Source organism: Alkalicoccus luteus (assembly GCF_052061695.1).
Lineage (GTDB): Bacteria > Bacillota > Bacilli > Bacillales > Salisediminibacteriaceae > Alkalicoccus > Alkalicoccus luteus.
On sequence record NZ_JBPZEY010000001.1, the window covers coordinates 404,258 to 423,539 of the forward strand.

Consider the following 19,282-nt stretch of genomic DNA (forward strand, 5'->3'; position numbering starts at 1 on the left):
CTCACTCCCTGATTTCGTATTCCATTCGTTTCGCGGTGCGCAGCTTTGCCTGCTCTCCGGCAAACCGGCCAACTGTATACAATGAAGCATCGATGCCTGCTGAAATGCCGGCGGCTGTCAGTACAGGCCCTTCGTCTACGAAACGTGTATCTTTCAGGACGGTGACATCCGGAAAAGCGCGCTGCAGATCGTCACGATCCATCCAGTGCGTCACCGCTTCACGCCCATTGAGGAGCTCAGCCTCCGCCAAAATAAACGCTCCTGTGCAGACGGACATCACCAGCTCGGCTGTTTTCGCCTGCTGCTTCACGAAAGTAAGCAGATCTTTGTTGTACACTTCATTCGTTGTTGCTCCGTGACCACCTGGCACAATCAGAATGTCGAGCGAAGGACAGGCTTGAATCGATTTTTCCGTTTCGATTCGAAGTCCGTTTTTAGCAGCCGTCAGCCCGCCGCGGTACGAGAGCGTAATTACATCAAACAACTTATCGCCGTCCTCATCTTCAGCCAGCGAAAAAACCTCATATGGCCCTGCAAAATCCAGCACTTCCACGTCTTCAAACAGGTAAATGCCAACCTTCCATTTCCGCGTCATCGCGGCACCTCCCTCTCAGCAGCGATGTGCCGCTTCATTAGTGCCTCTTATGAAATGACAAAAAGCCCGCCTCCGGTTCTCTTTAGGAATGGCCGAGCCGGCGGGTTTCGTCATTGTGTGTCAGCAGCAGGCTATTCCGTCATCTCCTTTGTAACGTAACCCTCTGTCTGTTTAATCTCATCTATAATGTCTTGCTTGTTCTCTTCAGGCGCTTCAAATTCCAGTACATAGTCAGCATGTGAGCCATGATCAGCTGTCATGGTCTCGCGTAAATTCGAGAGCGATTGAAAAATGCCCGGATGACCGCCTTGCCCTGTGGCCGATCCACCGCTGATTCCGGCCGCAGGAATAACGACAATTTCTTTACTCCCGTCCTCCGGCACACGCTCCACGCGTTCATTATTAATCCCGAACTTTTTTAAGCTTGCAGACAGCGATTCAGCATCGTTCTCGTTTTGAAAGTAAACCGACATTTTTATCGTCATTCTCGTCACCCTTTCTGCATCATTATCAACCTTTTCCCAGCATTGCCCTGTTCAAAACTATTTCCCGGGAAATGAGCTGCTTCCAGACACTTCGTTGAATCGAGCTGCCTGCATGATGAGCAGTATATATCAGGTTAGAGACAGCGTTTACGGGCGGCAGTTGTCCAATTTGCGCTCATCGTTAATGGTTGCCTATGAGAGAATAACTGAATGAAAAGGAAGGCTGCCGATTCCTTTATTCTCCTCCATATGGGCATGTCGCTACTTATGATTGCTTCTTCGCTGCTTCACGTTCCCAGAGCGCTTCTGCTGTCAACCTTCGCGAATGCGGCAGTTCCCTGTCCTTGTACATAAAAAGGCCTGGCCAGTTCGGATCCAAGCCAGGCACGTCTTTTCAAGTTAATCCTGCATCGATTCAAGCACGTCTAGAACTTCCTCGATATTTTCTCCAGGGAGGTAGTCGATTTCTTTCGCGAGTTCGTTTGAATCCGGATTAGCCGCTACATATCCACGGTAAATGGTCTGGTCTTCTTCAATGAACTCATGAGTGAACCCGAATTCTCCTTGTACATCTGTGAGAATGTCAAAATCCAGGTCATATTGATCGGCGATAACCTGATGGTTTTCAGCAGGATCAGGGCTTATCGCATAGAGGGTAAACCCAGCGTCTTCAATTTCATCCAATGATTCGTTCAGCTCAACTAGCTGAGAGAGGCAGATACTTCAATTGACTCCGGTAAAGTAATAATAGAGATCTGCCCGGTTGTCAGTGAAAATCTCCGTTTCACTTCCGTCTGTCGACGGGAAAGCAATCTGATAATCATCCGGACTGTAGGATTCGGTATCCGGATTATCAGCGGAGCAGGCTGCTGTTAATCCTAAAGCGGCAAACATAGCTGTCAGCTTTTTCATTCGTTCGCGTCTCCTTTCGGTTGCAGGTGATGCAGGACTCCGCCAGGTTCAAAAAAACGGGCCGTGCGTCGTTCAACTGCTTCATCTTTTACGAGCGGTGGTGCGTGATGAGGCTTTTTCCTTGCATCGATAATCATTTGATCGCATCCCCAGTGTTTAAAGCGGTATTGCTCATTGACACCGCTTATATCATGCGATGGATTGCTGCGCGTAAAAACGGACCAAAGGAAATTACTCGTTTGTGCAGCGGTAAAGTCTGCATCGTCGACGATGACAATCATCGGCAGTGTATCATCTGCACCTGCTTTTGTCAGCTGTTCGGCAAGCAGCTCTGCATCAGAACCGTCTGCATAGCTGCCGATTTCAACCGCTGCTACTCCAGGCTGAACGAACGCTGTCTTTTCAATCAGCTCCTGCCGCTTCAGCGCAGACGGTACTGCCTGAGCCAGCTCTCGGCGTTTATCACTATAAGCAGCTGCAATCACCTTGCTGCCCGTATTCAACCCTGTACCGCTGTAATCGAGAGTGTCGATTGTCGTTTCGGTTTGAAAATGCAGATCCCGCTGCAGATCGATTCTCTCCAGCACATAGTGCAGGAAGCCTGCCTCGTCATGCGTCGAAACGGCATCGTCACCCGCTGTAATAAATAAATACTTTGCCAGGCTGAGCTGACCGGTTCCGAGGATGCGGTTCGCAATCGTCAAAAGCTCTGCCGGCCGTTTTGTTTTTTGGTACGGCGTGTAGCGTTCGCTTCCAATCGCAAACAATAGCGGATGTACTCCTGCCGCATCAACCGCGTGCACTTCTTTGACTCCCGGAATTTCCTGACGAACCGCGTCTCCGGTCAGTTCGTGGATCATCGCGCCAAACGCCGTATCTTCCTGCGGCGGTCGTCCGACGACGGTAAACGGCCAGATGGCATTCTCGCGTGCATAGACGTTTTGAATACGCATCAGCGGAAAGTCGTGAGTCAGGCTGTAATAGCCGAGATGATCGCCAAACGGCCCCTCCGGCTTCGTTTCATCCGGAAAAATATCTCCGGTAATGACAAAATCAGCGTCATTGCTGATAGCATATCCACCGCTGTCGTAGCTGTAGCGGAACCGCCTGCCTGCAAGCAGTCCTGCAAACGTCATTTCACTCAGGCCTTCCGGCAAAGGCATCACGGCAGAAAGTGTATGTGCCGGAGGTCCGCCGATAAAAATACTAACTTTAAGCGGTTCGCCTTTCTTTACAGCCTTCGACTGATGCACCCCGATTCCACGATGAATCTGATAATGCATGCCTGCCTCTTTATTCAACTCGAACTCATTTCCGCTCAGCTGTACCCGGTACATGCCGAGATTTGCGTTCATAATCCCTGGCTGTTCAGGATCCTCCGAGTACACCTGCGGCAACGTGACAAAAGCTCCGCCATCCTCCGGCCAATGGCGAATCAGCGGAAGCTCATCTATAGAGATTTTCTGAAATCCGACTGGCTCAAGCGTTTTTCGCTTCAGTGGAAGCGCATTTGTCGCAGCGATTCCCGACGTCACATGCTTCCACGGCTTTTTCAGAGCAGCCGCTGGATCATGACGGACCTGCATGACGTTCTGCACGCTTCCGAGCGTGCTGCGAAACAAAAACCGGCACCTCTCCATCGTTCCAAACATATTGGAAACCGCCGGAAACGGACTGCCTTTTACACGTTCAAATAAAATAGCAGGGCCACCCTGCTCAAACACTTTCAGGTGGATGGATGCCATCTCCAGATTTGGATCTACTTCTTCTTTAATCCGGACTAAGTGTCCGTGCTTTTCTAAATCAAGAACAGCGTCTTCCATGCTTTGATACATGCTGTCTCCCCTTTCTGTTCTCTCTGCTTTCTAGTTTAACGGATTTCCGCGCATCAGCCGCTCTTTACCTGCGACAATTTCGTTACAGGTTTCGCAGCCATCTCGATCACCAGCCCTCTTGCAAACGTCCGTTTTGAAACGGGTTCAAATCCATATGTCTCCAGTACCTTCTCTGTCGGCCGGTCCAGTCTGCATCCCCCGCACATTTTCTCCCAAACCGGTGCAGCTTGAGTAAAGACGTATTTTCTTACTTTGTCCTCTGGCAGCACATGCTCCAGGAGCAGCAATGTTCCTTCTGGCTTCAAGACCCGCCTGATTTCCCGGACCGCCTGGGGCTGATTTTCAACGGTACATAACACAAGGGTACAGACGACGGTGTCAAAGCTGGAAGATGCAAACGGAAGCTCTTCTGCTTTTCCGGCCGCTACGCTCACGTCCGCATCTGCTTTAATCATTCTGCTTAACGATTGATTGCGGAGGTCGTCATCCGGCTCCAGTGCCGTTACCTGCAGATCTGATGGATAGTAGGCAAAGTTCAGGCCTGTTCCTGAGCCGATTTCAAGCACACGGCCAGCCGCCTGGTTCACGAGCCGTTTTCGCAGCTCCTTCACGATGAGTTGATCTGCAGGCTGCATGATGAAATCGTACACTTTCGCAAATATCGCCACGCTGACGTCCCCCTCTCTGTCGTCCAGTATACCAGATTCCTGCAGTCTGTCCTTTACAGGTGATTTCTGCTAAAATAGGCGGCAGAGTTAAAAGGAGCTGATGAAATGCTTGGTGCATTCATATTTACAATTACGATGTTTATCGGCTGGACGCTGTTTGATTACATTAAGCATAAGAAGCTGATGAAAGAAAACGTCATTTCCGGGCTGATTGCTTCCATCGTCGCGGGTATCGTCTGGTATATTCTTTTCGTGATCTTTTAATAAAAATGAAAAAAGGCTTGCATCCGCTGAAGCTTCTGACGTATAATCATTTTTGTGAGCAAACCAAGGGGCATTAGCTCAGCTGGGAGAGCGCCACGCTGGCAGCGTGGAGGTCAGCGGTTCGAGCCCGCTATGCTCCACCATACATATGTTATTAAAGCAGGATTTCCTTCAGTGGAAATTCTGTTTTTTTATGGCCATACCGCTTTTATGATCGCACGTCTTGTTCGTTTCTGCCCCTGTGATAAAGACACAAATAAGCCATTCTGACTTCCGTTATCCAGAAGTCAGAATGGCGGCACCCGTTAAGACCGGGTCTGCTTTCGTTTAAAACGGCTTCGCTCTTTCGTTTTCAGCAGCCGCTTCCGCGCTTTAGAGGCGGTCACCCGGGAAGCTTTTGTCGCTTCATGATCAAGGGTTATCCGGCCTGCGCTGCCGTCTGCCTCTGACAGATCAACGAGCAGTCTGTCGCCTTCTTTTGCACCTGCCGGCAGGTGCAAAAGCGGCAGATTCAGCTGCCTTTGCTGCTCTTCCAGCAGGATAACAGCCGTTCTATCATCAACAATGCGGTCTAGAACACCTCTGCATGTTAGTGTCATGGCACACACGCCAACCCTTCCTCTTTAATATCAGCCAGTCTGCCGGCTGCAATGCCATTAATCTGCTCCAGCTCCTCCAGGGACGAAAATGGCCGTTTTTCAATCAGTTCTGTGGCTCTTTCCGGTCCGATATGGACAATCTCCTCCAGCTGTTCCGAATCAGCTTCATTAATGTTTATACATCCATCTGCAGGGGCTGTTTCGTCTCCAGTTTCATTAGCTGTGTCCGCTTCTTCTTCAGGAGCAGCTTCCGGCTCTCCGTCTTTTTCCGTTTCCAGCTCGTACGTTTCTCCGTCGGTTGTAACAATAATCGTACCGTTTACATCGGTGCCGTATACATCGGCCCCATGATCTTCCACGCGCTGCAGCACCTCGTCGTGCGGGTGCCCATAGCTGTTCGCTGCTCCAGCAGAATAAATAGCTGTCTCCGGGTCTACTGCCTCTAAAAAGGGCTGCGTCGTCGATGTATCTGATCCGTGATGCCCCAGCTGCAGAATATCAGCTTCTACGTCTTCATCCCGATTCAGCATCATCTGCTCGGCGCTGTCCTCTGCATCACCGGTTAACAGGACCGAAACGTCCCCATATGTGACGTGGACGGTGAGAGACCCGTCGTGCAGATCTCCGGTCAGCTCCGCTGGATGAAGCACGTCCACCTGCAGCGCTCCAATATCGAAGGAGTCCCCTGCCCGCGGCTCATCATAAACCGGTACGTGCCGTTCGATCGCATCCATCACTCGTAAAAACGTATCCGAGGTCGCTTCATCTCCAGACATCCACACTTCCTCTACCGCAATACCACTCTCCAATATTTTGTCCATCTGTCCGATGTGATCGGCGTGCGGATGACTACCTATCATCACCTGCAGCTCGTCCACCTGCTGTTCCTGCAGATAATGAAGAGCATCCGACCGGTTCCAGTCGCCGGTATCAAACAGGACATGGTACGCTTCACCGTCGTATTCATGGCTGAAGAGAGTGGCATCCGCCTGGCCGACATCGATAAAATGAATGGAAAGCTCTCCGGCTGGTTCAGGCGGTGCTCCGTCTTCCGCTTCATGCTCCTCCTCAGCTGAGTTGTTTTCTGCAAGGTCTCCGTTTCCTTCGCCGCTGTTTGTTTCGTCGTCTGTCTTTTCTTCCGCTATGTTCTCTGCTTCTTCGTCTGTATTTTCTTCGGATTCGTTGTCTGCTTCTTCTTCTACCTGCACGTCTTCGTTTTCTGCCTCAGCTGCATTGTCCGTTTCTTCTACTCCTTGCTGTTCCGTTCCACATCCTGCCGCTATCAGTATACACGCTGAATAGAAGATCCATGAACGAACCACGTCTGCGCTTCCCCCTTCGATAGGTTAGTAGGCTTCAGTGTACCACGGCAGCCCGACCAACGACGGCTTTATCGTCGTTTTGCCTCTAAGCGCTGCTGGACCTGGTCGCGCAGTTCCCGCTTTAAAAACTTTCCGACGGACGTTTTTGGAATCTCTTCCATGAACAGCACGTCATCCGGAAGCCACCACTTTGCAAAACGCTGTTCCAAATGATGCAGCAGTACCTCTTTATTTTCCTCTCGTCCTTCGTGCAGCACGACGCATGCAACCGGACGCTCCTGCCACTGTGGATCTGGTACGGCCACCACAGAGGCTTCAAACACATCCTCATGGGCCATAAGCTCATTTTCCAGATCAACAGAAGAGATCCATTCTCCTCCGCTCTTAATCAAATCCTTTGTCCGGTCGACAATTTTGATCGTTCCTTCCTTATCGACCGTACACACGTCACCGGTATGAAGCCAGCCGTCCCGGAACGTATCATCTGATCGAACATCTTTGTAATAGGAATCAGCGATCCAAGGCCCGCGCAGCAGCAGTTCGCCCATTTCCTCATCATCCCAGGCGACTGTCCCTCCGCTGCCGACCACCTTCATTTCTACGCCGGGAACCAGCAGGCCTTGTCTCGCCCGAACGGCAAGTCTGTCGTCTCCGGTTAAATCCTGCTGATAGCTCTTTAATCGTGATACGGTAACGAGCGGACTTGTCTCCGTCATTCCGTATGCGTGCAAGAACGGGACATCGTACTTTTCCTCGAATGTACGGATCATGCCGGCTGGAGCTGCGGACCCGCCGCAAATGACGGCCCGGAGCGCTGAAACATCATAGTTTCCTTCATCCAGCTCCTTCAGCAGAGCGAGCCAAATAGTCGGCACACCAGCCGTCACAGTGACCTGTTCGTCCTGCAGCATTCCTGCTAACAGACCCGGTGTAAAACGCGGTCCCGGCAGTACCTGTGTTGCGCCCATCCATGTCGATGCATAAGGCAGTCCCCATGCATTGACGTGAAACATTGGCACAACCGGCAAAAGGGTGTCCGATTCGGACAGCGCTGCAGAATCAGCAAGCGACAGGCTCATACTGTGCAAAACGGTGGAGCGGTGCGTATAGACAACGCCTTTTGGATTGCCGGTCGTAGCTGACGTAAAGCACATCCCGGCTGGATCTGTTTCTTTAATATCGTCTGGAAACGAAAACTCCGGATCTCCGTCTGCAATCCATTCCTCATACGAATAAACCGGGCTTATGTTTGTTTCAGGAAGGGCTTCGTCCGTCATGACGATTACTGCTTTTACTGTCGTCAGTTTGTCATAGACAGCTTCCACGAGCGGCAGAATGTCAGCATCTACAAATAGAAGCTCGTCTTCTGCGTGATTGATAATATAGACGATATGCTCCGGCGAAAGACGGATATTGATCGTATGTACAACCGCTCCAACTGCCGGAAGAGCAAAGTACAGCTCCAGGTGACGGTGATGGTTCCAGGCAAGCGTTCCTGCCTTCTGTCCTCGCTGCAGTCCTGACTTTTGCAAGGTGGACGCGAGCTGCCTCGTTCGGCGGCCGATCTCCCGATACGTAAGCCGGTGCACCTTCTCCCCGGTTCGCGAAATCACCTTCTTCTCAGGAAACAGGTTTTCCGCTCGCTCAAGCATCGACGTTATGAGTAAATCTCCGTGCATCATACAGCATCCCTCCATTAAATGAATGATCGTTCATTCTTATCTTAACAGAAAGCGCTTTCAAAAATCCATAAGTTGTCTGAATAGTCAGTCCTGATTTACTATTGAAGATAGAAAGGGGAGACGCATCGTGACCTACTTACAGCTGGAAGCCGATGTACTGGATACGTACAGGCGTCACGAAGGCTTACTGACGATTGGCATTGACGGCCTTGCTGGAGCCGGTAAATCTCATCTGGCAGACTGCCTCGCTGACCGCCTTCGCGGTGATCAGATTCCCGTCACGCTCCTCCGGCTGGACGAGCTCATCACGCCGAAAGCCTGCCGCTATGGGACTGGTCAGGAAGAGTGGTTTGAATATATGTATTTGCAGTGGGATGTAAAGCAGCTCGAACTGAGCCTGTTCCAACCTCTGCAGGAGAAGAAGCGGCAGTTGACGCTCCCCTATTACGACCCGGAGACAGATAAAATTGTATATGAGCAGCTGCAGCTTTCGGCCTCTGGGATCCTGATTATCGAAGGTATTTTTCTGCAGCGCCCGGAATGGCAGCACAAGCTCGATCTGACCGTTTACCTGGACTGTCCCCCACCGGTTCGAAAACGCCGTGCCTTAAAGCGGGATGCCTATATCGGGACACTGCAGGAACGGCTGCGCAAGTACACGCATCGCTACTGGCCGGCGGAAGCCTGCTACCTCCGCACCTGCCGTCCAAAGCAGAGGGCGGATATAGTCGTATTGTGTGAAGCACAGCTGTCATAAGCCGGCACCTGCCAGGAAGCGAAGGCTGCGACAAAGTCGAACACTTTCAGGTGGAAGTTGAATATTTGACCTTGGCAGATCATGCTTTTTTATTCTGACAGCCGTAAGTGAACGCTCGTGAACACTTGATGGGCGAGATTAACGCTTTGGCGGCCGATGCTGATGATTTCCGGAGCCGGGCTAACACGTTTGTCCCCAATAGTTGAATACTTTCATGAGTAGCAATCCTGCCTTTCTAAACGATACCCTGCCTAAAAATTTCCTCTGCGACTAGCTCTCGCTCCAGTCAGGCTGCTTTCGTTAACATAAAAAAGCTGCCCCGCCTGAATTCAGACGGGGCAGGGCTACTCATTACATATCCTTCAAACGCTGTTCCAGGCTAGCTTTTTCCGCTTCGAATCCTGGTTTGCCAAGCAGGGCAAACATGTTGCGCTTATAATCTTCTACACCCGGCTGATCAAACGGATTAACCCCGAGCAGATAGCCGCTTACGGCACATGCTTTTTCAAAGAAATAAAGCAGGTAGCCGAAGTGATATTCTGTCAGTTCAGGAATGTCGATGATCAGGTTCGGAACACCGCCGTCCAGGTGTGCAAGCAATGTACCTTCGTACGCCTTAGCATTTACAAAGTCCATCGTTTTCCCGGACAGGTAGTTCAGGCCATCGAGATCCTGCTCGTCACGCTCAATCGTCATTTCCTCCTGCGGCGTACCGACGTTCAGTACAGTTTCAAACAGGTCTCTCCGACCGTCCTGTACGTACTGACCGAGGGAATGCAGGTCCGTTGAGAAGTCTGCGGCTGCAGGGAACAGTCCCTTTCCGTCTTTTCCTTCACTCTCTCCGTAGAGCTGCTTCCACCACTCCCCTGTAAAATGAAGCGCAGGCTCGTAGTTAACCATCAGCTCAATCAAGTAGCCTCGCTGATAAAGGGCCTGACGCACAGCCGCATACTGGTAAGCTTCATTCTCCTTCAGACTGTCGCTCTCATAAGCCGTGCGCGCATCTGCTGCTCCCTGCATCATCGCGTCTATATCGAGCCCTGCAGCTGCGATCGGCAGCAAGCCGACAGCTGTTAAAATGGAGAAGCGCCCGCCGACGTCATCCGGAATAATGAAGGACTCATAGCCTTCTTCCGATGCCAGCTGCTTTAACGCTCCTTTTTCTTTATCGGTCGTTGCATAAATGCGGCGGCGTGCTTCCTCAACGCCATACTTCTTCTCGACATAATCCCTGAAAATACGAAAGGCAATCGCCGGCTCCGTTGTCGTTCCGGATTTGGAAATGACGTTGATCGATACGTCTTTCCCTTCAATCGCATCGAGTAGATGCTTGGCATACGTGGAGCTGATGTTATTGCCGACGAAAAATACCTGCGGCGTCTTGCGCTTCTCGCCGCTCAACTCATTGTAAAAGGAATGCGTCAGCGCTTCGATCGCTGCACGGGCTCCCAGATACGAGCCTCCGATGCCAATAACGAGAAGAACGTCGGAATCAGATTTGATTTTTTCGGCTGCCTGCTTAATCCGGGAAAACTCATCTTTATCATAGTTGACGGGAAGATCCATCCAGCCTAAGAAATCACTGCCTGCGCCTGTACCTTCATGAAGTGCCTTGTGGGCTGCAGAAACGGCATTCTGCTGAAAATCGAGCTCATGCTGGCTGACAAACCCTGCTGCTTTTGAATAGTCGAACGAAATGGTTTTAGACATTGTAGTCTCCTCCATACTCATTTTTACTTCCACTTAACACTTTAGTAAAACCGCCGCCAAGTTGCAAGCGCCCGTCGTTCTGTAATCGCTGTCAACATGTCATTTGCAAAGAAAAGCCGCTGAAAATGAATTCAGCGGCTTTTAAAAGCATTATAGAGAGGCGCGTAAGATTGCGAGCACATCGTCTTTTTCAAGCTTATTAAAGTTCCCGAACGGTCCGTTGATCATCGCTTTGTCTGCCATGTCCTCGAGCCGGGAATCGTCAATGTCGTAATCAGCAAGACGGGCAGGTGCTCCAAGATTCTGCCAGAACTCTTCTAGGCGCTGAATTCCTTCTTCAGCGAGTTCAGCATCCGATTTGCCTGCCGGTGCTACACCCCAGACACGTTCTGCCAGCTGGACAAGCTTCTTCTGCCCAAGCTTTTGATGATGACGCATCCACTGCGGGAATAAAATGGCCAGCCCTCCGGCGTGCGGAATATCATATACGGCTGATACAGCGTGTTCGATGTTGTGGGACGCCCAGTCACCACGGGTACCCATCTGGAGCGTACCGTTCAGCGCGATTGTGCCGGAATAGAGCACCGTTTCACGCTTTTGCAGGTCCTCCAAATTATTTGCAAGGCCGGGTGCTTCGTCGATCACGGTGCGAAGTACGGCTTCACACATTCTTTCCTGAAGCGGCGTATTGTCCTGCGGATGAAAGTACTGCTCCAGCACGTGCGTCATCATATCAACCACGCCGTAAATAGTCTGATCCTTCGGCACGCTGAGCGTGTTGCCGGGATCCAGTATAGAAAATGCCGGGAACACGAGCGGGCTTCCCCAGCCGTACTTCTCGTGTGTTTCCCAGTTCGTAATAACCGAACCGGAGTTCATTTCCGAGCCTGTGGCAGCGAGTGTCAAAATTGTTCCAAATGGGAGTGCCGCTTCCGGCTTCGCCTTCTTCGTGACAAGATCCCACACATCGCCGTCATATTTGGCTCCGGCAGCCATCGCCTTCACAGCATCAATAACGCTGCCGCCTCCTACAGCAAGCAAAGCATCCACTTGGTTGCTGCGGGCTTTTTCTATCCCTTTACGAACCGTATCGACACGCGGGTTCGGTTCAACGCCGGCCAGTTCATGCACGGTAAAGCCATTGTCGTTTAATATTCCCATCACTTCATCGTACAGTCCGTTTTTCTTTATACTGCCGCCACCATAGACGACCATCACGTTTTTTCCGAGAGCTCCGAGCTGATCTGCGAGCTGTTCCTGTACCTGTCCCTGTCCAAAAATGAGCTTCGTCGGATTTTGATACGTAAAGTTTTCCATTGCAGCTGTCACTCCTTTAACTGATTACGATCACTCGTTTATTATCCCGAAATCATTCTGGAGATGCAACGAATCTGACTGACGCAAAAAAAGCACCGCCCGGAGGCAGTGCTTTTTTCGGTGGAAGTGCCGGACGAGCCGGCGTTCCTTAAAGAAAAAGACAGGAACTTACTTTTTGATGCGCTTGTTAAGATCAGCCTGGATTTCGTTAGACTGCTTGAGCCAATCCTTCAGCTTATCTTCCAGCGTGTTGAAGCCCTGCGGCTGGCTCTGCTGGCTGTTGCCGCGCTTAGGACCGCCGCCGCCCTGATGGCGTGGACGCTCTTGGCGCTCCGGCTTCGGCTGTGTCTCTTTAATGGAAAGAGAGATTTTACCTGAAGCTTCATCGACAGAAAGAATCTTGACTTTAACAGTGTCCCCTACAGACAGCTCGTCATTGATATCCTTCACGTAACCGTGTGCAATGTGGGAAATGTGTACAAGACCTTGCTTCTTCTCGTCCAGCGCAACAAATGCACCAAAAGGCTTGATTCCTGTAACTTTTCCTTCAACGATACTTCCAACTTCGTATTGACCTGACATGAAAACAACTCCTAAATATTTTTTAACTGTGTAATTATAACACGGATTTCGTTAAAAAACAAAGGGCTTTACCATTCCTTTTTTCGTGTATTCATGAAGACTGCAATCCGGTCTACAGCCTCTTCCAGCTGGGCCATGGAAGCTGCATAGGAGCAGCGGATATGCCCCTCCCCGCCTTCGCCAAACACATGTCCAGGTACAACAGCAACATGCTGTTCCAGCAGCAGCTGCTCGGCAAACTGCTCTGACGTGAGTCCTGACGCTGTGATGGATGGGAACGCATAAAATGCACCTCCAGGAGTGTGACAAGAAAGACCTGCCTCCCGCAGAGACTTCACGAAAAAGTTCCGCCGCTGCCTGTAGCTCGTGATCATCTCTTCCATCTCCTGGCGCCCATTTGTCAGAGCTTCCAGAGCTGCATATTGTGCCATGGTTGAGGCACACATCATCGCGTACTGATGGATCTTCAGCATGGCAGCAGCGTAAACAGCAGGTGCACAGACGTATCCGACTCGCCAGCCGGTCATCGCAAAGGACTTGGAAAATCCCGAAATCAATATCGTACGCTCCTTCAAGCCTTCGATTGCAGCCGTACTCACGTGCTCCTGATCGTAGGAAAGCTCGGCATAGATCTCGTCTGACAATACGACGAGGTCATGCTCAATAATAAACGATCGCAGCTTTTCCAAGTCTTCCCGTCCCATAACTCCTCCAGTCGGATTGTTAGGAAAGGAGATCATCAGCGCCTTCGTTTTTGGAGTTACTTTTTCTTCAAGTGTTTCTAATGTGACTTGAAAATCGTCCTTCATGAAGGTAGGAACCGGAATCGGCTGCCCCCCAGCCATCGATACAAGCGGCGCGTAGGACACGAAGCACGGCTCCACAATAAGTACATCATCGCCTGGATCAACGACGCTCCGCAGCGCAATATCGATGCCCTCACTCGCTCCAACCGTGACGATCACCTCATCGTCCGGACGGTAATGAACGTCAAACCGCTCCAGCATATAATCGCTGATCGCTTCGCGCAGTTCGATCAAACCGGCATTTGCCGTATACGACGTCCTTCCTGATTCGAGCGAGTGAATACTCGCTTCCCTGACGTTCCATGGGGTGGTAAAGTCCGGCTCCCCAACCCCGAGTGAAATAATATTTTCCATCGAAGAAGCCATATCAAAAAAACGCCGTATCCCGGATGGCTGAATGCTTTCCACTGCACGGGAGAGTTTCACTTCATGCTTTTTAACCTGTGTCATGGTGATACCACCATGCGCGGATCTTCATCGTCATCTTCTTCAAATATAATGCCGTCGTGCTTGTATTTTTTCAGTTGGAAATGAGTCGTCGTCGAGATAACTGAATCGAGCGTTGAGAGTTTTTCTGATACGAAATTTGCAATCTCTGACATTGTTCTTCCCTCCAGCACGACAGAAAGGTCATATGTACCTGACATCAGGTAGCACGCCTTCACTTCCTTAAACCGATAAATTCGCTCTGCCACTTCGTCGAAGCCGACCCCTCGCTTCGGTGTCACTTTCACATCAATCATCGCCGTCACCATTTCTGTCCCTGACGCTTTAGTCCAGTCGATCACCGCTGAATAGCCGAGAATCACGCTCCGCTTTTCCAGATTTTCAAGCATCTGCTTCACTTCGTTAAGCTGTATATCCAGCATTTTCGCCAGTTTCTCTGCAGGCATCCGACCTTCCTTCTCAATCAGAAGCAGCAGTTCCCTTTCTTTTTCAGTCATGAATAGTCCCTCCTCAATGTCCCTATTCTACACCAGCATCCGTATCCATTCTAGCTCTCAGCTGGAATTGTTCGAATAATCAATCCCCAGTCTTCTTTTTGCGCCTGCCGAAAAGCAAATAAATGATCGGTCCAAGAAAATTAATAAAGATAATAATCAATATCCATACGAGTCTTCGTTCTTTTGTCATTTCCTGGCGGATACAAAGCACCAGTGCCACCAGCGTAAGCGAAAACTCCAGTAATACAAACGGAGCAATCAGCTCCCAGTTAACCGCTTCAATTCCTTCCATTAAATTCCCTCTTTTCTGCAATAAATGGTATGATGAAGGCACCAACCGCCACTATCGTATCTTGTTTCCACCTAAAAAACCAGAGCCGTATGAAACTTTCCCACGTCTTCATACGTTAATCTATCAGACTCGATGAAAGGATGAAGCCTTATGAAAAAATCAGGAGCCTTGCTCTGTCTTGCTGGTGCAGCCGGAATGATGACAGCATGCGGCACCGATGAGAGCGCAGAAGACGTTCTCATACAGTCAGCAGAAACAATGGAGGAAGCGGAGTCCTACCGCGCTGACAGCATCATCGATCAGCAGATTGAAGCACAGGGCGAGACAATGAACATTCACGCCGAAAGCAGCATGAATATCACGAATGATCCAATGGCATTCTTTCAGGAAACAACGATGACAATGGAAGAGATGGACGATACAATGGCTTACAACTCCTACTTTCACTCGGAAGATGGTTTTTACATGGAGGATCCGATGACCGGCGAATGGATGAAGCTTCCGGACGACAGCATGAATGACATGCTTTCCATGGCAGAGGCTCAGACAAGCCCAGAGCAGCAGCTTGAGCAGCTTCGTGACTATGTATCGGATGTCGACATGGAAGAAACCGATGATGAGTATGTGATCCATTTCTCCGGCGAGGAAATCGATGCCGAAGAGCTCCTTGAAAGCACCGGTGGAGCTGGAATTGACGGCTTCGACGAAATGATGATGATGATGGAGAACATTGATTTTGAAGACTTTGCTTATACTGTTCATATTGATAAAGAAACGTACTATCAGACCCGTGGCGTAATAGATATTACGATGTCCATGGAAATGATGGGAGAAACGGCTGTCATGCAGCAAAGCATGGATATGAACATGTATGACTTTAACGAGGTAGAGCCTATTGAAATTCCCCAGGACGTGCTCGACAATGCAGAAGAGGTTGATGATGCCGGCATGGGCGGATTCTAACAAATTATAAAGAGCGGCCGGGATGCTATTTTCCCGGCCGCTCTTTTCATGCTGCTGTATTTACAGGTTCAGAACGAGTACTTTGTCGCGCAGCATGGAATCAATGCTGCGGCCAATCCCTTGAACGCCCTGTCCAGAGTTTTTCACGCCGAGGAATGGGAAGTGATCCGGCCCGCGTGATGTTTTACCGTTCACCTGAACAGTGCCAACATTCAGCTTGTCAGCAATCGTAAAGGCATTTTCCAGATTCTTTGTGAAGATACTGGCCTGAAGACCGTATTCATTGCGGCGCTCCAGATCAATTGCCTCCAGTTCATTGGAGATACGGATAAATGGAAGCACTGGTCCAAACTGCTCTTCCCATGCTACCTCCATATCCTCTGTCACGTTATCAAGAAGCGTCGGTCCGAGAAGGTTTTGTTCCTGAATACCCTCATGCACCACAGTAGCGCCTTTCTGCTTCGCATCATCGATAAGTGATACGACAAAGTCAGCAGATTTCTGGTCGATCATCGGCGTGATATCCGCATCATCAGAAGATGGTCCGACCTTCAGAGCTGCAACACGCTCCTTCACTTTAGCAACGAGCTCATCTGCGACTTCATTTACAACCATTACACGCTTAATAGCCGTGCAGCGCTGACCGGAATAGCTGAGCGCACCGCTCACAATTTCTTTGGCAGCTTTATCAAGGTCTGCATCCTGCAGCACAATCGCAGGGTCTTTTCCTCCAAGCTCAAGCACAACCGGAATCATGGACGCCTTCTTGGCGATATGCTGTCCGGTCGCCGTGCCCCCGGTAAAGGTGATCATGTCAATTTTCGGATGTGTCACTACAAAATCACCGATAACAGAACCTCGTCCCGTTACAACGTTAAGAACGCCTTCCGGAAGTCCGGCTTTCACTAGAGCTTCCACCATCAGCAGTCCGCTGACAGCCCCCTGTGTAGCAGGCTTAAATACAACTGTATTCCCAGTAATAAGCGCAGGAGCAATTTTAGATGCTGCCAGGTTTACCGGGTAGTTAAATGGGGCAATCGCGAGCACCACACCGTGAGGTACCTTTTGTACCATCGCCTTCGTTGATTTTGAGGCGCCAGGAAAGGCATCGCCCTGAATAAAGCTTCCGTGTGTGCGCAGACCCTCTTCAGCCGTGTGACGAATCAGCTGAGCGGTACGCTTTACTTCGCTCTTCGCTGCAGAGAGCGTCTTGCCCACTTCTTTATGAATCATGTCACCAATTTCATCCGTCATTTTTTCGAGCTCCTGAGCCCAGCGGTGAAGCAGTTCAGATCGTTCCGTTCCGTCAAGTGCTTCCCAGTTCGGCTGTACATCCGCAGTTTTTGTAACTGCTGCATCTACCTCAGCCTGGCTTAATGCCGGAATTTCCCCAGTCACTTCCTGATTATCCGGAGAGTAAATCTTGACAGTTTCTCCACTGCTGCTTCCAACCCACTTATTGTTCAGCAGGGTATGAAACTTTTTATTGTCTTGACGTAATGCCATGTTTACTCACGCTCCGTTTCATAGTTTAGCCCTCTAATGAGGTAATGTTGTATATTAAACCACGTGAAAACATTTACAAACAAGAGGTTTGCTCAAGAAAAATTCATTCTTCATGTGTTTTATTTGAGCACAATCTACTAGATGGCAACAAATCTGACAAACTGGATACGCTTACAATCCTTGCGATCCCTTTCTATGACTGCGTTCACTTGAAATTCCCTCCGGAAAATCTCTATTCATGATTGTATATCCATAATCATCCATATAAAGCACTGTGGATACAGGCTGCGTCATTTTATCAAGCTCAAACTGGCTAAGCATTTTCATGTCAATTAGGAACAGGACACCATAGCGAAGTTCGATTTTTACCTGTATGAACCTCAATACTGGTCAAATAAAGTGCCAGACATTACGGAAATAGTGTGTCAAATGCTCTACACTTCTATCTCTGCTGCGTTGAAGGTTCAGTACAAGAAAAAAAGCCTTCTGCATGCACAGAAGACTTGAAAATTGAAAACATGGTGAGCCATGAAGGACTCGAACCTTCGACCCTCTGATTAAAAGTCAGATGCTCTACCAACTGAGCTAATGGCTCGAAATATGGTGACCCGTACGGGATTCGAACCCGTGTTACCGCCGTGAAAGGGCGGTGTCTTAACCACTTGACCAACGGGCCTCAAATGGTGGGCCTGAGTGGACTCGAACCACCGACCTCACGCTTATCAGGCGTGCGCTCTAACCAGCTGAGCTACAGGCCCCCACCAAAAAAGACATAAAAATGGAGCGGGTGATGGGAATCGAACCCACATCATCAGCTTGGAAGGCTGAGGTTTTACCACTAAACTACACCCGCATCAGGCAAACTATTTAATTTGAGAATGGCGCGCCCGAGAGGAGTCGAACCCCTAACCTTCTGATCCGTAGTCAGACGCTCTATCCAATTGAGCTACGGGCGCAAATATCTGGAGCGGGAAACGGGATTCGAACCCGCGACCCCCACCTTGGCAAGGTGGTGCTCTACCACTGAGCTATTCCCGCATATACGATTTAAGAAAATGGCAGGGCTAGCAGGATTCGAACCTGCGAATCACGGAATCAAAATCCGATGCCTTACCGCTTGGCTATAGCCCTAAAATTTAATATGGGGCGGTTGATGGGAATTGAACCCACGAATGCCGGAATCACAATCCGGTGCGTTAACCACTTCGCCACAACCGCCTTAATAAGTATGTATGGCAGGGGTAGCAGGAATCGAACCCACATCAAAGGTTTTGGAGACCTTCGTTTTACCATTAAACTATACCCCTGTGAAGTTGGTGGAGGGGGAGAGATTCGAACTCCCGAACCCGAAGGAGCGGATTTACAGTCCGCCGCGTTTGGCCAACTTCGCTACCCCTCCACATATAAAAATGGCGGTCCCGACGGGAATCGAACCCGCGATCTCCTGCGTGACAGGCAGGCATGTTAACCGCTACACCACGGGACCAGTATAATAAAAATTGCTTAAAAAATCAATGGCGGAGGAGGAGGGATTCGAACCCCCGCGGGCTTTGACACCCCTGTCGGTTTTCAAGACCGATCCCTTCAGCCAGACTTGGGTACTCCTCCAAAACATTGGTAGCGGCGGAGGGAATCGAACCCCCGACCTCACGGGTATGAACCGTACGCTCTAGCCAGCTGAGCTACACCGCCGCAAATAATATATATGAAACTAAGTAATGGTGGAGCCTAGCGGGATCGAACCGCTGACCTCCTGCGTGCAAGGCAGGCGCTCTCCCAGCTGAGCTAAGGCCCCAAATAAAAAATCCAGCAACGTCCTACTTTCGCAGGGGGAGAGCCCCCAACTATCATCGGCGCTGGTGAGCTTAACTTCCGTGTTCGGCATGGGAACGGGTGTGACCTCACCGCTGTCGCTACTGGATACATGAGCGTACCCGCTCAAAACCGGATAACGCGAAAACGAATCGTGTGTCTTGGTCGCTCTGCCGAGCGACGATGTTCATTGGTTAAGCCCTCGATCGATTAGTATCTCTCCGCTGCACG

The 19,282-nt window shown here is 50.2% G+C and carries 19 protein-coding genes, 15 tRNA genes and 1 rRNA gene; 4 read left to right on the forward strand and 31 right to left on the reverse strand.

Features of this window, described 5'->3' with window-relative positions; translation table 11 throughout:
- Position 1 precedes the first annotated feature (1 nt).
- The 6 genes from ACSZLD_RS02020 to ACSZLD_RS02045 all read right to left on the reverse strand — a co-directional run bounded on the left by ACSZLD_RS02020 (position 2) and on the right by ACSZLD_RS02045 (position 4,495).
- Entirely contained in the window at positions 2–595 is a 594-nt protein-coding gene (locus ACSZLD_RS02020) for a DJ-1/PfpI family protein (protein ID WP_377910296.1), read from the reverse strand.
- Between the two features lie 131 nt (positions 596–726).
- The gene (locus tag ACSZLD_RS02025) at positions 727–1,080 is read right to left on the reverse strand and encodes a hypothetical protein (RefSeq protein ID WP_377910297.1); all 354 of its coding nucleotides are present in this window, start codon (positions 1,078–1,080) and stop codon (positions 727–729) included.
- A 399-nt stretch (positions 1,081–1,479) separates the two neighbouring features.
- A complete protein-coding gene (locus ACSZLD_RS02030) occupies positions 1,480–1,800 on the reverse strand; it encodes a peroxiredoxin family protein (RefSeq protein WP_377910329.1) in 321 nt (106 codons plus the stop codon).
- A gap of 3 nt (positions 1,801–1,803) precedes the next feature.
- Positions 1,804–1,992 carry a hypothetical protein gene (locus ACSZLD_RS02035; protein WP_444684093.1) on the reverse strand — a complete coding sequence of 63 codons (189 nt, stop codon included), beginning with the start codon at positions 1,990–1,992 and terminating at the stop codon, positions 1,804–1,806.
- Positions 1,989–3,827: a UbiD family decarboxylase gene (locus ACSZLD_RS02040; RefSeq protein WP_444684094.1), complete on the reverse strand. Its 1,839-nt coding sequence runs from the start codon at positions 3,825–3,827 to the stop codon at positions 1,989–1,991. Before ACSZLD_RS02040 ends, ACSZLD_RS02035 begins: the two co-directional genes overlap by 4 nt.
- Positions 3,828–3,880: 53 nt before the next feature.
- Entirely contained in the window at positions 3,881–4,495 is a 615-nt protein-coding gene (locus ACSZLD_RS02045) for a class I SAM-dependent methyltransferase (protein WP_444684095.1), read from the reverse strand.
- A 105-nt stretch (positions 4,496–4,600) separates the two neighbouring features.
- On the opposite strand from ACSZLD_RS02045, the gene ACSZLD_RS02050 reads away from it, so the two are divergent.
- Positions 4,601–4,759, forward strand: coding sequence for a hypothetical protein (locus tag ACSZLD_RS02050; protein ID WP_377910302.1), 159 nt, complete (start codon positions 4,601–4,603; stop codon positions 4,757–4,759).
- Positions 4,760–4,826: 67 nt separating this feature from the next.
- Positions 4,827–4,902 (forward strand) — tRNA-Ala (locus tag ACSZLD_RS02055).
- A gap of 162 nt (positions 4,903–5,064) precedes the next feature.
- Here ACSZLD_RS02055 and ACSZLD_RS02060 read toward each other — a convergent pair.
- From ACSZLD_RS02060 to ACSZLD_RS02070, 3 genes are all read right to left on the reverse strand, one after another.
- Complete coding sequence (locus ACSZLD_RS02060; protein ID WP_377910303.1) at positions 5,065–5,358, reverse strand: DUF3006 domain-containing protein; 294 nt, start codon at positions 5,356–5,358, stop codon at positions 5,065–5,067.
- Positions 5,355–6,680 (reverse strand): MBL fold metallo-hydrolase, encoded by a 1,326-nt coding sequence (locus ACSZLD_RS02065; RefSeq protein ID WP_444684096.1) that lies wholly within the window; start codon positions 6,678–6,680, stop codon positions 5,355–5,357. The genes ACSZLD_RS02060 and ACSZLD_RS02065 overlap by 4 nt, the downstream gene beginning before the upstream one ends.
- A gap of 68 nt (positions 6,681–6,748) precedes the next feature.
- On the reverse strand, positions 6,749–8,362 hold the full coding sequence (locus ACSZLD_RS02070) for a long-chain fatty acid--CoA ligase (RefSeq protein WP_444684097.1): 1,614 nt from the start codon (positions 8,360–8,362) through the stop codon (positions 6,749–6,751).
- A gap of 127 nt (positions 8,363–8,489) precedes the next feature.
- Here ACSZLD_RS02070 and ACSZLD_RS02075 point away from each other — a divergent pair, with 127 nt between their 5' ends.
- Positions 8,490–9,119 carry a nucleoside/nucleotide kinase family protein gene (locus ACSZLD_RS02075; RefSeq protein WP_444684098.1) on the forward strand — a complete coding sequence of 210 codons (630 nt, stop codon included), beginning with the start codon at positions 8,490–8,492 and terminating at the stop codon, positions 9,117–9,119.
- 351 nt (positions 9,120–9,470) lie between these two features.
- On the opposite strand, the gene ACSZLD_RS02080 is transcribed toward ACSZLD_RS02075, so the two are convergent.
- The 6 genes from ACSZLD_RS02080 to ACSZLD_RS02105 form a co-directional block, all read right to left on the reverse strand.
- Positions 9,471–10,829, reverse strand: a complete 1,359-nt coding sequence (locus ACSZLD_RS02080; protein WP_444684099.1) for a glucose-6-phosphate isomerase — start codon at positions 10,827–10,829, stop codon at positions 9,471–9,473.
- Between the two features lie 150 nt (positions 10,830–10,979).
- A complete protein-coding gene (locus tag ACSZLD_RS02085) occupies positions 10,980–12,146 on the reverse strand; it encodes an iron-containing alcohol dehydrogenase (protein WP_444684100.1) in 1,167 nt (388 codons plus the stop codon).
- Between the two features lie 168 nt (positions 12,147–12,314).
- A complete protein-coding gene (yugI, locus tag ACSZLD_RS02090) occupies positions 12,315–12,728 on the reverse strand; it encodes a S1 domain-containing post-transcriptional regulator GSP13 (protein WP_168008199.1) in 414 nt (137 codons plus the stop codon).
- 68 nt (positions 12,729–12,796) lie between these two features.
- Positions 12,797–13,984: an aminotransferase gene (locus ACSZLD_RS02095; RefSeq protein ID WP_444684101.1), complete on the reverse strand. Its 1,188-nt coding sequence runs from the start codon at positions 13,982–13,984 to the stop codon at positions 12,797–12,799.
- The gene (locus ACSZLD_RS02100) at positions 13,981–14,478 is read right to left on the reverse strand and encodes an Lrp/AsnC family transcriptional regulator (protein WP_377910311.1); all 498 of its coding nucleotides are present in this window, start codon (positions 14,476–14,478) and stop codon (positions 13,981–13,983) included. Before ACSZLD_RS02100 ends, ACSZLD_RS02095 begins: the two co-directional genes overlap by 4 nt.
- A 79-nt stretch (positions 14,479–14,557) precedes the next feature.
- Positions 14,558–14,770, reverse strand: coding sequence for a PLDc N-terminal domain-containing protein (locus ACSZLD_RS02105; protein WP_377910312.1), 213 nt, complete (start codon positions 14,768–14,770; stop codon positions 14,558–14,560).
- A gap of 150 nt (positions 14,771–14,920) precedes the next feature.
- Between ACSZLD_RS02105 and ACSZLD_RS02110 the strand changes: the two genes are divergently transcribed.
- The gene (locus tag ACSZLD_RS02110) at positions 14,921–15,733 is read left to right on the forward strand and encodes a DUF6612 family protein (RefSeq protein WP_444684102.1); all 813 of its coding nucleotides are present in this window, start codon (positions 14,921–14,923) and stop codon (positions 15,731–15,733) included.
- Between the two features lie 60 nt (positions 15,734–15,793).
- Here ACSZLD_RS02110 and ACSZLD_RS02115 read toward each other — a convergent pair whose 3' ends face one another.
- The 16 genes from ACSZLD_RS02115 to rrf all read right to left on the reverse strand — a co-directional run bounded on the left by ACSZLD_RS02115 (position 15,794) and on the right by rrf (position 19,160).
- Entirely contained in the window at positions 15,794–17,239 is a 1,446-nt protein-coding gene (locus ACSZLD_RS02115; RefSeq protein WP_444684103.1) for an NADP-dependent glyceraldehyde-3-phosphate dehydrogenase, read from the reverse strand.
- Positions 17,240–17,758: 519 nt separating this feature from the next.
- Positions 17,759–17,834, reverse strand: a tRNA-Lys gene (locus tag ACSZLD_RS02120).
- A gap of 6 nt (positions 17,835–17,840) precedes the next feature.
- Positions 17,841–17,915: transfer RNA gene (locus ACSZLD_RS02125), tRNA-Glu, on the reverse strand.
- A gap of 5 nt (positions 17,916–17,920) precedes the next feature.
- Positions 17,921–17,997 (reverse strand) — tRNA-Ile (locus ACSZLD_RS02130).
- A gap of 21 nt (positions 17,998–18,018) precedes the next feature.
- Positions 18,019–18,092: transfer RNA gene (locus ACSZLD_RS02135), tRNA-Gly, on the reverse strand.
- Between the two features lie 26 nt (positions 18,093–18,118).
- Positions 18,119–18,195: transfer RNA gene (locus ACSZLD_RS02140), tRNA-Arg, on the reverse strand.
- 7 nt (positions 18,196–18,202) lie between these two features.
- A tRNA-Gly gene (locus ACSZLD_RS02145) sits at positions 18,203–18,277 on the reverse strand.
- 18 nt (positions 18,278–18,295) lie between these two features.
- Positions 18,296–18,370: transfer RNA gene (locus ACSZLD_RS02150), tRNA-Gln, on the reverse strand.
- An 11-nt stretch (positions 18,371–18,381) separates the two neighbouring features.
- Positions 18,382–18,457 (reverse strand) — tRNA-His (locus ACSZLD_RS02155).
- A 15-nt stretch (positions 18,458–18,472) separates the two neighbouring features.
- Positions 18,473–18,546: transfer RNA gene (locus ACSZLD_RS02160), tRNA-Trp, on the reverse strand.
- Positions 18,547–18,553: 7 nt separating this feature from the next.
- Positions 18,554–18,638: transfer RNA gene (locus ACSZLD_RS02165), tRNA-Tyr, on the reverse strand.
- An 11-nt stretch (positions 18,639–18,649) separates the two neighbouring features.
- Positions 18,650–18,725: transfer RNA gene (locus ACSZLD_RS02170), tRNA-Asp, on the reverse strand.
- 29 nt (positions 18,726–18,754) lie between these two features.
- Positions 18,755–18,847 (reverse strand) — tRNA-Ser (locus ACSZLD_RS02175).
- Between the two features lie 7 nt (positions 18,848–18,854).
- A tRNA-Met gene (locus ACSZLD_RS02180) sits at positions 18,855–18,931 on the reverse strand.
- A gap of 27 nt (positions 18,932–18,958) precedes the next feature.
- Positions 18,959–19,034, reverse strand: a tRNA-Ala gene (locus ACSZLD_RS02185).
- 9 nt (positions 19,035–19,043) lie between these two features.
- Positions 19,044–19,160 (reverse strand): 5S ribosomal RNA (gene rrf / locus ACSZLD_RS02190).
- Positions 19,161–19,282: the final 122 nt, after the last annotated feature.

Bases quoted from the DNA above. Each gene is read 5' to 3' on its own strand.
- ACSZLD_RS02025 (WP_377910297.1), bottom strand. From the start codon at position 1,080: ATGACGATAAAAATGTCGGTTTACTTTCAAAACGAGAACGATGCTGAA.
- ACSZLD_RS02035 (WP_444684093.1), bottom strand. From the start codon at position 1,992: ATGAAAAAGCTGACAGCTATGTTTGCCGCTTTAGGATTAACAGCAGCC.
- ACSZLD_RS02080 (WP_444684099.1), bottom strand. From the start codon at position 10,829: ATGTCTAAAACCATTTCGTTCGACTATTCAAAAGCAGCAGGGTTTGTC.
- ACSZLD_RS02095 (WP_444684101.1), bottom strand. From the start codon at position 13,984: ATGACACAGGTTAAAAAGCATGAAGTGAAACTCTCCCGTGCAGTGGAA.
- ACSZLD_RS02050 (WP_377910302.1), top strand. From the start codon at position 4,601: ATGCTTGGTGCATTCATATTTACAATTACGATGTTTATCGGCTGGACG.
- ACSZLD_RS02040 (WP_444684094.1), bottom strand. From the start codon at position 3,827: ATGTATCAAAGCATGGAAGACGCTGTTCTTGATTTAGAAAAGCACGGA.
- ACSZLD_RS02060 (WP_377910303.1), bottom strand. From the start codon at position 5,358: ATGACACTAACATGCAGAGGTGTTCTAGACCGCATTGTTGATGATAGA.
- ACSZLD_RS02020 (WP_377910296.1), bottom strand. From the start codon at position 595: ATGACGCGGAAATGGAAGGTTGGCATTTACCTGTTTGAAGACGTGGAA.
- ACSZLD_RS02100 (WP_377910311.1), bottom strand. From the start codon at position 14,478: ATGACTGAAAAAGAAAGGGAACTGCTGCTTCTGATTGAGAAGGAAGGT.
- ACSZLD_RS02110 (WP_444684102.1), top strand. From the start codon at position 14,921: ATGAAAAAATCAGGAGCCTTGCTCTGTCTTGCTGGTGCAGCCGGAATG.
- ACSZLD_RS02070 (WP_444684097.1), bottom strand. From the start codon at position 8,362: ATGATGCACGGAGATTTACTCATAACGTCGATGCTTGAGCGAGCGGAA.
- ACSZLD_RS02115 (WP_444684103.1), bottom strand. From the start codon at position 17,239: ATGGCATTACGTCAAGACAATAAAAAGTTTCATACCCTGCTGAACAAT.
- ACSZLD_RS02105 (WP_377910312.1), bottom strand. From the start codon at position 14,770: ATGGAAGGAATTGAAGCGGTTAACTGGGAGCTGATTGCTCCGTTTGTA.
- ACSZLD_RS02085 (WP_444684100.1), bottom strand. From the start codon at position 12,146: ATGGAAAACTTTACGTATCAAAATCCGACGAAGCTCATTTTTGGACAG.
- yugI (WP_168008199.1), bottom strand. From the start codon at position 12,728: ATGTCAGGTCAATACGAAGTTGGAAGTATCGTTGAAGGAAAAGTTACA.